Origin of the sequence: Streptomyces aurantiacus JA 4570, assembly GCF_000414115.1 — a bacterium.
Lineage (GTDB): Bacteria > Actinomycetota > Actinomycetes > Streptomycetales > Streptomycetaceae > Streptomyces > Streptomyces aurantiacus_A.
In genome coordinates, this window is sequence record NZ_AOPZ01000275.1 from 38,226 (window position 1) to 48,834 (window position 10,609).

Here is a 10,609-nt window from a genome sequence, read left to right on the forward strand (position 1 = left end):
AATCGGGCGCCTCAGGAGCCGGACAGCTCCGCCGCCACCAGCTCCGCGATCTGCACCGCGTTCAGCGCGGCGCCCTTGCGGAGGTTGTCGTCGGAGATGAAGAACGCGAGGCCGTTCTCGACGGTCTCGTCGCCGCGGATGCGGCCCACGAAGGACTCGTCGCGGCCGGCGGCGCCCAGCGGCGTCGGCACGTCGGTGAGGACGACGCCCTCGGCCGAGGACAGGACCTCGGTGGCGCGCTCCGGCGTCAGCGGGCGCGCGAAGCGGGCGTTGACCTGGAGGGAGTGGCCCGTGAAGACGGGGACGCGGACGCAGGTGCCGGAGACCTTGAGGCCGGGGATCTCCAGGATCTTGCGGGACTCGTGGCGGAGCTTCTGCTCCTCGTCGGTCTCGTTCAGGCCGTCGTCGACGATCGAGCCCGCCAGCGGCAGGACGTTGTACGCGATCGGCGCGACGTACTTGTCCGGCTCGGGGAACTCGGCCTGGTCGCCGCCGTGCGTCAGCTTCGGCGCGTCGTCGCCGACCTTCTTGACCTGCTCGAACAGCTCGTCCACGCCCGCGAGCCCGGAGCCGGACACCGCCTGGTAGGTGGCGACGACCAGCGAGGTCAGCTCCGCCTCCAGGTGCAGCGGCTTGAGGACCGGCATCGCGGCCATCGTCGTGCAGTTCGGGTTCGCGATGATGCCCTTGGGGCGGTCCGCGATCGCGTGCGGGTTCACCTCGGAGACGACCAGCGGTACGTCGGGGTCGCGCCGCCAGGCCGAGGAGTTGTCGATCACCACGGCGCCCTGCGCGGCGACCTTCTCGGCGAGTGCCTTGGACGTGGCGCCGCCCGCGGAGAACAGAACGATGTCCAGGCCCGTGTAGTCGGCCGTCGAGGCGTCCTCGACCGTCACGCCGTCCAGGACCGAACCGGCCGAGCGGGCCGAGGCGAACAGGCGCAGCTCGTCGACGGGAAACTTCCGCTCGGCGAGGATCTTGCGCATGACCGTGCCGACCTGACCGGTGGCTCCGACGATTCCGACCTTCACAGGGGTTTCCTCCGTAGTTGCACGTCGCGACGGGTGCCGCTGCCGTTTCCATGATGCGTCTGTCCACGACCGACTTGTCCAATCCATTGTCCGAGGTGCGGGACGCCACATTCCCCGGCGGAGGCGGCGAACGTTTCCGGCACCTGCCGCGTCGTAGGGGAAACACCGGCCGACGGGGGACGTCGCGGGGCGAAGACGTCGCGGGAACGGGGAGGGGCATTGCTGCGCAGAAAGACGCGGGCGCCGCGCCGCGCGGAGGCGGCCGACCCGCTCGATCCGGCCCAGGAGGACCGGGTGCGGGCGGTCCTGTCGCTCGGCGGGGTGCCGCACGGGGAACTCCAGGACGGGGTGCAGCAGGTCAGGCTGCGGCTCCTGGAGCGGGCGGCGAAGGGGCAGCAGGCGCCGCGCGACGTCTCGGCCTGGGCGGCGGTCGTCGCCTCGAACTGGGCCATGGACTTCCACCGTGCCCGGCGCCGCCAGGAACGTCTCGGCGAGCGGCTCGCCGCGCTGCGCCCCGCGGAGCCCCAGGAGGACGGCGCCGAGTCCCGCGTGCTCTCGCTCGCGGTGGCCCAGGGCCTCGACGAGCTGCCGGACAGCCAGCGGCAGGTCGTCGTGCTGCGCTTCTACGCCGACCTGCCCGTCCGGGACATAGCGGATGAACTGGGCATTCCGGAGGGCACGGTCAAGAGCAGGCTGCACGCGGCCGTACGGGTGCTGCGCACGCGGCTGCACGAGGGAGAGGTGGTGTGACCGTGGCGCACGAGGAGCCGTACGACGCCGTCGACGCGCTGTCGCTGGCGGTCACGGACACACCGGTGCCCGAGGAGGCGCGCGGTGACGAGCGGTTCATGGCCGAGCACGCGGCGGCCGTCGCCGACGTCGCGCTGCTGCGGGAGCAGCTCAGGATCGTGGGGGATGCGCTGGCGGGGCGTACGGAAGGGGCAGGGGCCGGAGCAGGACCACAGGCGCAGGCATCGGTGGCCGCCGGGCTGCCCGCCGCGGCCCCCTTCCGGCCCCCGGGGGCCGCCCGCCGCCGCGCCGTCCTCGCCCTGGCCGCCGCGCTCGGCGTCGGCCTGCTCGGCGGCGTGGTCTGGCTCGGCGTGGGGAGCGGGACCGGGGACGGCGCGGGGGACGACGCGGGCGCCGCGAAGGGCGCGCCGAGCATGGAGGACCGCGAGTCGGGCCCGGCCGAGCAGAAGCCGGGCGGTGCCGAGGACGGCCGGTCGCCCGAGGGCTCCGTCGCCTGCATGCGGCTCGTCGTCGAGGGCACCGTACGGAACGTCGAGCTGCTGCCCGACGGCACCCGGGACCGGATCACCCTCGATGTGTCCCGCCGCTTACAAGCCCGCCAAGGGGCCGGACCGGATCACCTTCGTCATGAACGTCGACGTGGACCCGCGGCTGCGGACGGGGGACCGCGTCCTGCTCGGGTTCGACCAGGGCGAGGCGACGCCCGGCCTCTGGTCGACGGGCCGGCGGCTCGCCAAGGACCGCGAGTGGATCGAGAAGGCCCTGCCGGGGTCGCGCGGGCTGAAGTGCTGAGTGCCGGGCGCGGCGGAGCACAACCTTCCGGTCAAAGGCGGAGTACTGAGTTCCGGTGACAAGTGCGTGAAGGCGCGGTTGCGACCCCCGGCGAACCTTCTGAACTGCGGTTTCGCCGGGCTACGTTCCTTCCACCGCTCGCCGGTGATCATCCACGTACACCGACCACGTACGGACCGACCGATCACGGAGATCACCGGCGCTCACCGACCACCCATGGAAGGACCTCCGTGCGCGCACCCCGCAGCCGGACCACGGCCGCCCTGCTCAGCGCGGCCGTCGCCGCCCCCGTCCTGTTCGCCGCCGCGGCCCCGGCCGGCGCCCAGGACGCCCCCCGGCCCGCCAAGCACCACTCGGGCCAGGCCGAGAAGGCGCAGAAGCTGGCCAAGAAGCTGGTGAAGAAGTCCACCGGCAAGAGCGCCCACCGCCACCTGGAGAAGTTCCAGCAGATAGCCGACGCCAACGGCGGCAACCGCGCCGCGGGCACCAAGGGCTACGACGCCTCGGCGAAGTACGTGCACGACCGGCTGAAGAAGGCTGGCTACAAGGTCTCGTACCAGAACTTCACGTTCTACGAGTCGAAGACCCTGCGCGAGGGCGCGAGCGTCCTCTCTCCCGAGGCGCGCAAGCTGAACGCCGTGGCGTTCGACTTCAGCAAGTCGACGCCCGAGGGCGGCATCCAGGCCGCGGTCGCCGCCGCCCGCGTCGACGACACCCCCGGCTGCGAGGCCGACGACTACACGTCCGACACCTTCACCGGCAAGATCGCCCTGGTGAAGCGCGGCGCCTGCACCTTCGCCGAGAAGGAGGCCGCCGCGGCCAAGGCCGGCGCCGTCGGCCTCGTCCTCTACAACCACTCCGGCGACCAGCCCGTCAAGGGCAACCTGGAGGTCCCGGAGAACGCGCACATTCCCGCCGTCGGCATCACCAAGGCCGAGGGCGAGAAGCTGGCCGAGCAGGTCGGCAAGGGTGAGGTCAAGGTGTCCGTGGACGTCGCCACGAAGGCCGTCCCGCACAAGACCCGCAACGTGATCGCCGAGACCCGGGGCGGTCGCGCCGACCGCGTCGTGGGCCTCGGCGCGCACCTCGACTCGGTGCACGAGGGCCCCGGCATCAACGACAACGGCTCCGGCTCGGCCGGTCTGATCGAGGTCGCCGAGAAGCTCGCCAAGGAGACCAAGGGCGGCAAGAAGCTGACCAACAAGGTCCGCTTCGCCTGGTGGTCGGCCGAGGAGCTGGGCCTGCTCGGCTCGGACCACTACGTCAAGTCGCTGTCGGCGCAGCAGAAGAAGAACATCAAGCTGTACCTGAACTTCGACATGATCGGCTCGCCGAACGGCGCGGAGCTGGTCTACGACGGCGACAACTCCGACAACACCGGCGAGGGCCCGGGCCCGAAGGGCTCCGCGCAGATCGAGGGCCTGATCAACGGCTTCCTCGACAAGAAGAAGGTCCCGCACTGGGGCACGGACTTCGACGGCCGCTCGGACTACGGCGCGTTCATCGCCAACGGCATCCCGGCGGGCGGCACCTTCACCGGCGCCGAGGGCCTGAAGACCGAGGAGCAGGCGGCGAAGGCGGGCGGCAAGGCCGGTCAGCCGTACGACCCCAACTACCACGCCGCGGGCGACACGCTGAAGAACATCGACCGCAAGATCTTCGCGACGAACATCGACGTGATCGCGCACGCGGTGGGCACGTACGCGCACGACCTGAGCTCGCTCAAGGGCTGAGCACGGCCCGCCTGAACGGGCGGACGGGCTGAACACGCAGATGGGGGCGGGCACTTGGTGCCCGCCCCCATCGTCATGCCGGATCAGTACCGCACTACGGGGTGACCTTCTCCACCGTCACGCTGCCCGTGCCCGCGACGGACCCGCGCGCGTTCAGGAGGTTCACCTCGCCGAACAGCATCCGCCCGTCGGCGGTGGGAGCGTCCGCGACGACCTCGGCCGAGACGTCGGCCGACGCGCCGTGGGCGAGCTTCACGACCTTCGTCTCGTCGACCTTGATCTTGCCGAGCGAGGCGGCGAAGAACACGTCACGGTAGTTGTACGCGGTCGAGCCCGACGGGATGGAGTAGCCCGCGACCTCGATGGTGTACTTGCCCGCGGCCGGCTTGCTGAGGCGCACCGACTCCTCGGAGTCGCCGTCCGCCGAACTGCCCACCGGCACGCCGTCCTTGAGGACCGTCAGGTCCAGGTCGGCGGCGCTGTCGGCGGTGGAGCCGATCGCCACGTCGAGCCGCTCGGCGCCCGCGGGCACCTCGACCGTGCTGGTGTGCGTCTCGCCCTGCCTGATGGTGGGACGCGTGGTGGCGGCCGAGCCCAGCGTGCCGCCCTTCAGCTTGCCGTCCACGGCGGCGTAGTGGTTCGTCGCCTTCCAGGTGACGGGCGCGGCCTGGCCGGACTTGGCCTCCGCGACCTTCTGCGTCGCCGGGTCGAAGGTCACGCCCAGCGCGGCGACGTCCAGCTTGTACGGGTTGTCGAGCACCGGCGACGTACGGCGCGACTCGACCTCGATCTCCCAGACGCCCGGCGTCGGGTTCGCGTACGAACGCAGGTCGGGGCGGCAGGTGTTGTCCGGGTTGGGGAAGTTCGGGTAGCAGACGAGCGAGGACGTCGACTCGGCCGGGACGCCGTACGGGTGGATGGAGATGAACCGCGTCTGGCTCTTGTCCTTCAGGCCGCCGAGCGCGACCTCCAGGGTCTTCGCGCCCTTCGGCACCGTCACGAAGTACGACTTGGTGGAGTTGCGCTGCACCGAGCCGGACGCGGAGAAGGTGAAGGAGGGCTTGGCGAGGTCCTTGGCGACGACCACCGTGGTCATGATCTGGTGGTCGATGCCGCGGGTGCGCCGGTCGTTCACCGTCAGCCTGGCGCTGGACAGGCCCGCGGCCTTCGGCTTGGCCTGCACCTTGACGGTCACGGCCTTGTTCAGCGGCAGGAACACCTCGTCGTCGCCGAGGAGGCGGAACGTCTTGTCGTGGTTGTTGGCGAAGCCGAGCTTGTGCAGCACGGGACGCGTCGGGCCCGTCGTACGCGTGATCTTCACGTCGTACGTCTTCTTCTGGCCCGCCTTCAGGCCGCCCTCGCGGTCGTACAGACCGGTGCCGGGCTTCTTCAGCTCCTGCTCAAGTGCCGTGTCGACGGGCGCCTTGACCGTGTACTCGTGGGCCTTGGCGCCGCCCTTGATGGCGTCCCAGGCGTCCACGACGTCGATCAGTCCGGTGCCCTGCTCGTACGCCTGCACGCCGGGGATGGTGTGCGCGGTCGAGGTGAGCGCGGTGCGCAGTTTCGCCGGGGACAGCTCCAGGCGCTTCTGCTTCGCGGCGGAGAGCAGCAGCGCGGACGCGCCCGCGGCCTGCGGCGACGACATCGACGTGCCCTGCAGCATCGAGTAGCCGGCCGGGAGCTGGTAGCCCGCCTCGGCCGCCGGGCCGCCCGGCAGCCAGGTCTGCGTGGTGTTGATGGCCGAGCCCGGCGCGGTGACCAGGGGCTGGAAGCCGCCGTCCTCACGCGGGCCGCGCGAGGAGAACGGGAACATGCCGTACTTCTTGGTCACCTCGGAGCCGTAGTTGGCGGCCCAGGTGTCCTTGGAGATGGCCGCGCCCACGGAGATGACGTGGTCGGCGAGGCCGGGGTCGCCGACGGTGTTGGCGCCGGGGCCCGAGTTGCCGGCCGAGATGACCAGCTGCACGCCGTAGGTGTCGATGAGGCGCTTGTACAGCTCGGCGCGCGCGTTGTTGCCGTCGTTGAGCGCGGGCAGGCCGCCGATCGACATGTTGACGATGTCGACGCCGCGCTTCGTGACGAGGTCGATCATGCCCTCGGTGAGCGCGACGTTGGTGCAGCCGCCGGACCAGGTGCAGGCGCGGGACGAGACGAGCTTCGCGCCCGGGGCCGCGCCGTTCATCTTGCCGCCGAACAGCTTGTTGGCGGCCGTGATGCCCGCGACGTGCGTGCCGTGCTCGGACTCGATGAGGCCGATGTTGACGAAGTCGGCCTTCTTGCCGACCCAGTCGCCGCCGTAGGGGTCGGTCGGCACGTCCTTGCGGATCTCCACGACGAACGGCACGCGCTCGGCGACGTCGGTGGCCGGGTCGTCCTTGCCGAAGTAGCCGACCTGGTGCTTGTCCCCGTAGGGCTTCATCACCTTGTCGTCGGCGAAGTCCTTGTTGTCGTTCAGGTCGACGCGGACGGTGCCGGCGGCCGGGTCGTACAGGACGCCCCAGGAGTCGGTGGTGTCGCCGTCGCGGTTCAGGTCGCCCTTGGCGTCGCCGCCGGTGGTGGCCGCCTCGCGGAAACGATTCACCTGGTACGAGCCCGCCGGGGCCTTCCACGTGTCACCGTCCCAGGTGAACGTGGGCCCGCTGACAGGATTGGTCATCCGCCGCCAGGTTCCGTCCGCGTCGACGATCGGGTCGGTGGCGGTCACCCAGTCGGTGATCTTGCGCTCGCCGGTCGTCGTCTTCTGCAGCGCCGGGTGGCCGAGGTCGACGCCCGAGTCGAGGACGCCGATGGTGATGCCGCGTCCGTCCGCCTTCGGGTTCTTCTTCACGAAGTCGACGGCGCCCGTCTCGAAGGACGGGTTGTACGGGTTCTTCGCGGGCGTGTTCTTGTCCGGCGCCGGGTAGGCGGCGCGGCCCTGCGCGGACGTGGCGGACTTGGCGCCGCCCGGCCTCGGGTCGTCCAGCTCGATCTCGTGCCGCAGGTCGATGGCGTGCACGGAGGGGAGCTTCGAGGCGGCCTTGATGGCGGCGTCGGCGCGGGCGGTCGGGACGGCGGCGCGGACGTAGCCGAGCTTGTCGTAGGTGCGGCCCACGGAGCCGCCCTTGACGGCGTCCAGCTCCTCGGCGACCTGCTCGGTCGCGCCGGGCGCGGTGGCGACCATCATCGTGACGGTCTTCTCGCCCTCGGCCTTGGCGTCGGCGAGCAACTCGGCGTCCTGAGCGCCGAGCTTGGCGGCGGCGTCCTTGGGGGCGGGGGCGCCAGGGACGGGGGAGGGGGTGTCGGCGGCGAAGGCCAGCGGGAGCGGGGCCGCCGCGCTGAGGGCGGCGGCCACGCCTATCGCGGTGGCGAGGCGGGCGGTGCGGCGGACGCCCCGGGGGCGGGCGGCGTGGTCGGCGGGTCTTGCACCGGATATCGGCGCACGTCGTGGATCGAGGGTCATCAGCATCCCTGTACGTAAAGATCGGCTGGTCGAGCCGATGTAGCGAGGGTCCGGAATACGGGGCCGGATGACCGCTCAGCTTTACGTAAGGGGTGCCTGTTTGGGGAGAGTTGCCCGGGACGGGATGGGCCGGTGGCGTACTTCCGCCATACGCCATCGGGAACAAGGCGGCGCATAACGGGACTTGGCGGCCGCGCCGCACGCCCGGCCTGGTGAAGCTATCCCTCCCGGGACCGGGCGTAGTGCCGGGACGCCTTCGCCCGGTTGCCGCACACGGCCATCGAGCACCAGCGGCGGGTGCCGTTCCGCGAGGTGTCGAAGAAGTGCAGGACACAGGCGTCGTGGGCGCAGCCGCGGATGCGGTCGGGCGCACGGGTCAGCAGCTCCAGATAGTCGCGCGCCGCGAGCCAGGCGGGCCCCCAGGACGGGTCCTCGAACTCCGGCTCCTCGCCGGGCCCGGCCGGTGTCAGCGTGGCACGGATGCGGCCGTGCGCGAGGACGGCGTCGACGCGGGCGACGGCGGCGGGTTCGCCGCCCGGCCTGCCCGGCAGGTCGACCAGGCCCGCGAGGGCGTCGCGGGCGCGCAGCAGATGCTCCAGGGTCCGCCCGTCGGCGGTGAAGCGCCCGTCGAGCCGGTTCGCCGCCAGCCAGACCGTGAGCCCGTCCACGGCGCTGAGCCCGCCGGTCCCGCCGAGCAGGTCTTCCCGGGCGCCGTCCTGCATCCAGCGGGTGTTGAGCAGGTCCAGGGAGAGGGGCTCACCGGTGAGGGGGCGCGGGTCGGGCGGGGTGGCGGCGGGCATGGGGGCTCCCTTCGGCGCTAACCAGCAAAGCGTACGTGACCGGTTGACGCTCGCGTGCGCTAACCCCTAATCTCGCATTAGACGGTTAGCCCGCGTCGGGCGGGCCACCCATGTCGAAAGGCGGCACGATGCCCCCGAGCGCGCTCAGCGCCCCGCGTACGGGCCATGTAGGTCTGAACGTCACCGACCTCGACCGCTCCCTCGCCTTCTACCGGGACGTGATCGGCTTCGAGCTGATCGGCGAGGGCAAGGAGGAGGGCCGCCGCTTCGCCTTCCTCGGCCACGCGGGCGCCCTCACGCTCACGCTCTGGCAGCAGGCGGGCGCCCCGTACGAGGGCGGGCGCGCGGGCCTGCACCACCTCGCCTTCGAGGTCGGCACGATCGACGAGGTCAGGGCGTACGAACGAGAACTGCGGGCGTACGGAGTGGAGTTCGCCTACGACGGCGTCGTGCCGCACGGCGAGGGCGCCGCGTCCGGCGGGATCTTCTTCCACGACCCCGACGGCACCCGCCTGGAGATCTGTGCCCCGGCCGGTGCCGAGTCCGCGAGCGCCCCCGTCGCGGCCGCGCCGACCTGCGGCTTCTTCTAGAAGGGCGGCCTCGTGGACACCACGTACGAGCCGGATGGGACCGACAGGACGGACGGGACCGACAGGGCGGACAGCGGCCCCTACCACCCGGGGTCGCGCGCCGTGCAGGACCGCGTCGGGGTACGCGAACTCGCCGATCACGTCGGCCGGTCCATCGGCCCTGGCATCCGGCCGGTCGCCGCCGCGTTCCTCGAACTCCAGCCGATGCTGGTGATCGGCGCGGCGGACCCGGTGGGCGGGCGGGTGTGGGCGTCGTTGCTCACCGGCGAGCCCGGTTTCGTACGGGCCACGGGGCCGAGCCAGATGTCGGTGGCGGGCGGTCCCGCGGAAGGGGACCCGCTCGCCGCCGCCCTGGCGGTGCCCGGCACCCCCGTCGGCACCATCGCCCTGGACCCGCGCACGCGGCGGCGGATGCGCCTGAACGGCCGGGCCCGCCCGACGCCACGGGGCCTGGCCGTCGAGGCGGACCAGGTCTTCGCCAACTGCCCCAAATACCTGCAGCAGCGCCGACTGCTGGGCGCCCGGCCCCCGGAGGCCCGCCCCCGCACCACCCGCGGCACCGACCTCACGCCCGCCCAGCGGGACTTCGTCGCCGCCGCGGACACCTTCTTCCTGGCCACGGTCCGCGAGGGCGGCGCCGACGCCGGCCACCGCGGCGGCAACCCCGGCTTCGTACGCGTCGTCTCACCCCGCGAGCTGGAGTGGCCCGACTACCCCGGCAACGCGATGTTCCTGACCCTCGGCAACCTCACCCGCGACCCCCGCGCGGGCCTGCTCTTCCTCGACTGGACGACGGGCACCGCGCTCCACCTCACGGGCACGGCCCGCACCGCGTTCGCCCCCGACGGCACCCGCACGGTCCGCCTCGCCCTCACCGAGACCCGCGAGACCACCGCCGCCTCCCCCTGGACGTGGTCCGCCCCCGCGTACTCACCCGCCAACCCACCGCTCCGGTAACGGGACGTGCCTATCTCGTGTACGGGGTCTAACGTCGGCCCGTGCACAAGGAACTCCGGGTGGCGGCCTACGCCGTATGCGTACGCGACGACTCCGTGCTGCTCGCCCGGTGGGTGGCGGGTGACGGCAGCAAACGGTGGACGCTGCCCGGGGGCGGCATGGACCACGGGGAGGATCCGTACGACACGGTGATCCGCGAGGCCGACGAGGAGACCGGGTACGTCGTGGAGCCGGTCGCGCTGCTCGGCGTCGACTCGCTGCGGCGCCGCTATCCGAGGCGGCTCGGGGCCGTGGCGGACTTCCACGGCGTGCGGATCGTGTACGAGGGGCGGGTGGTCGGGGGTGCGCTGCGGCACGAGACGTCGGGGTCGACGGACCGGGCGGCGTGGCACCCCCTGGCCGACGTCGCCACCCTCGACCGCGTGAGCCTGGTCGACGCCGGCCTCGCCCTCTGGCACGCGCGCCCGCCCACCGGCCACTTGCCGTAGCCCCCGCCACGGGGCTCCGCCCCGGACCC

Annotated in this window: 9 protein-coding genes; 6 read left to right on the top strand and 3 right to left on the bottom strand. The window is 72.1% G+C overall.

Annotation, left to right across the window (positions count from 1 at the left end; translation table 11 throughout):
• Window positions 1-11: 11 nt before the first annotated feature.
• Window positions 12-1,031: an aspartate-semialdehyde dehydrogenase gene (locus STRAU_RS25065; RefSeq protein WP_016643190.1), complete on the bottom strand. Its 1,020-nt coding sequence runs from the start codon at window positions 1,029-1,031 to the stop codon at window positions 12-14.
• Window positions 1,032-1,250: 219 nt separating this feature from the next.
• On the opposite strand from STRAU_RS25065, the gene STRAU_RS25070 reads away from it, so the two are divergent.
• The 3 genes from STRAU_RS25070 to STRAU_RS25080 all read left to right on the top strand — a co-directional run bounded on the left by STRAU_RS25070 (window position 1,251) and on the right by STRAU_RS25080 (window position 4,306).
• Window positions 1,251-1,781: a sigma-70 family RNA polymerase sigma factor gene (locus STRAU_RS25070; protein ID WP_016643189.1), complete on the top strand. Its 531-nt coding sequence runs from the start codon at window positions 1,251-1,253 to the stop codon at window positions 1,779-1,781.
• Window positions 1,778-2,632 carry a hypothetical protein gene (locus tag STRAU_RS42465; protein WP_016643191.1) on the top strand — a complete coding sequence of 285 codons (855 nt, stop codon included), beginning with the start codon at window positions 1,778-1,780 and terminating at the stop codon, window positions 2,630-2,632. The genes STRAU_RS25070 and STRAU_RS42465 overlap by 4 nt, the downstream gene beginning before the upstream one ends.
• A gap of 171 nt (window positions 2,633-2,803) precedes the next feature.
• Entirely contained in the window at window positions 2,804-4,306 is a 1,503-nt protein-coding gene (locus STRAU_RS25080) for a M28 family metallopeptidase (RefSeq protein ID WP_016643192.1), read from the top strand.
• A 94-nt stretch (window positions 4,307-4,400) separates the two neighbouring features.
• Here the strand turns inward: STRAU_RS25080 and STRAU_RS25085 are convergent, their stop codons facing one another.
• Window positions 4,401-7,745 (bottom strand): S8 family serine peptidase, encoded by a 3,345-nt coding sequence (locus STRAU_RS25085; RefSeq protein WP_037661756.1) that lies wholly within the window; start codon window positions 7,743-7,745, stop codon window positions 4,401-4,403.
• Window positions 7,746-7,963: 218 nt separating this feature from the next.
• The gene (locus tag STRAU_RS25090) at window positions 7,964-8,545 is read right to left on the bottom strand and encodes a CGNR zinc finger domain-containing protein (protein ID WP_016643194.1); all 582 of its coding nucleotides are present in this window, start codon (window positions 8,543-8,545) and stop codon (window positions 7,964-7,966) included.
• Between the two features lie 128 nt (window positions 8,546-8,673).
• On the opposite strand from STRAU_RS25090, the gene STRAU_RS25095 reads away from it, so the two are divergent.
• From STRAU_RS25095 to STRAU_RS25105, 3 genes are all read left to right on the top strand, one after another.
• A complete protein-coding gene (locus tag STRAU_RS25095) occupies window positions 8,674-9,135 on the top strand; it encodes a VOC family protein (protein WP_037661742.1) in 462 nt (153 codons plus the stop codon).
• 102 nt (window positions 9,136-9,237) lie between these two features.
• Entirely contained in the window at window positions 9,238-10,092 is an 855-nt protein-coding gene (locus tag STRAU_RS25100; protein WP_037661758.1) for a pyridoxamine 5'-phosphate oxidase family protein, read from the top strand.
• Window positions 10,093-10,133: 41 nt separating this feature from the next.
• The gene (locus STRAU_RS25105) at window positions 10,134-10,580 is read left to right on the top strand and encodes an NUDIX hydrolase (protein ID WP_016643197.1); all 447 of its coding nucleotides are present in this window, start codon (window positions 10,134-10,136) and stop codon (window positions 10,578-10,580) included.
• The last annotated feature ends 29 nt before the right edge of the window (window positions 10,581-10,609 follow it).

Excerpts from the sequence above, each read along its gene's own strand:
- STRAU_RS25085 (WP_037661756.1), bottom strand. The coding sequence starts at position 7,745 with ATGACCCTCGATCCACGACGTGCGCCGATATCCGGTGCAAGACCCGCC.
- STRAU_RS25090 (WP_016643194.1), bottom strand. The coding sequence starts at position 8,545 with ATGCCCGCCGCCACCCCGCCCGACCCGCGCCCCCTCACCGGTGAGCCC.
- STRAU_RS25095 (WP_037661742.1), top strand. The coding sequence starts at position 8,674 with ATGCCCCCGAGCGCGCTCAGCGCCCCGCGTACGGGCCATGTAGGTCTG.